This window comes from Mycobacterium sp. 1165178.9 (assembly GCF_001673555.1).
GTDB lineage: Bacteria > Actinomycetota > Actinomycetes > Mycobacteriales > Mycobacteriaceae > Mycobacterium.
The window spans coordinates 1-563 of record NZ_LZMB01000414.1; the positions used below are offsets into that span (position 1 = coordinate 1).

At 65.9% G+C, this 563-nt stretch carries 1 protein-coding gene and 1 pseudogene; both read right to left on the reverse strand.

Features of this window, described 5'->3' with window-relative positions; all coding sequences use genetic code 11:
- Positions 1 to 142, reverse strand: a pseudogene (locus tag A5652_RS29215) (NADH oxidase); the annotation flags it as partial.
- A 59-nt stretch (positions 143 to 201) separates the two neighbouring features.
- A partial coding sequence (locus A5652_RS18175) for a YchJ family protein (protein ID WP_232001233.1) occupies positions 202 to 563 on the reverse strand: 362 nt, incomplete at its 5' end.

Below are 563 nucleotides of genomic sequence, written 5' to 3' on the forward strand. Positions count from 1 at the left end.
TCGGCGAGGCTTCCACGCGCACCAAAACCTCGTTGGCGCCCGGGGTGGGGACGGGAACATCCTGTAGCGAGAGTCCGAGCGTGCCATCCGACGTCACCAACGACCGCAGCTCCAAGGCTGTGTCAGGCAGGTCTGCGGTCATGGGCGGTCCCTCGTTCCTGTTGTAAGAATGCGTTCGTAGCGTGTCAACGCGAAAGGCGGCTACAGATCTTCCGCGGCGGCGTCGAGGTAGAACCATCGACCGGCGCGGCGCTCGAAGCGACTGCGCTCATGCAAGCTGCCCGCGCGGCCCCCGGACTCGTAGTCGGCCGTGAATTCCACTTCCCCGGAATCATCGTCTGGCCCGCCTGCCAGGGTGTCGATCACCCGCAAGCCGGTCCAGGCGATGTCCGGGTCGACGGCCACGTCCGCCGGGCGCGTGCGCGGGTGCCACGTGCGAAACAGGTAGCCGGAATCACCGTAGGCGAAAGCCGAATACCGCGACCGCATCAATTCCTCCGCCGTCCTGGCCTGTGTCTCACCCTCGTGAAGCGGCCCACAACACGTGCGATAGCTTCTGTCGC